1 pseudogene is annotated in these 351 nt (G+C 26.2%); it reads right to left on the reverse strand.

Annotation, left to right across the window (positions count from 1 at the left end):
• Nucleotides 1-351 (reverse strand): annotated as a pseudogene (locus AC6UDG_RS07450) (hypothetical protein); the annotation flags it as partial.

Here is a 351-nt window from a genome sequence, read left to right on the forward strand (position 1 = left end):
AGTTAAAGGAGAATTATTATAATATTGACGTATTTTAGAATTACTTAATTTTTTACCTGTTTTAACTAATCCAAATGATTGAAGTTGATTATAAATACTTTTATTACTTTCAAGAACCTCTGCTAATGGATGTTGAGAAAAAGTGTTCTCATCTATTTTTTCTAATATTTTATTATAATGTGAATCATAATTAACACTATCTAGTATAGGATGTTTTATTATATTTTTTTTACCTGATTTTGAATAGACTAATATATACTCACCATTTCTAACTATATTGCCACTTTTCGCAGCTCCAACCTTTTGTCCTTGAGTAGCTGACATTTGTACATGAATTGTAGTGACATATCC

The organism is Fructilactobacillus sp. X2R1C1, from assembly GCF_059901435.1.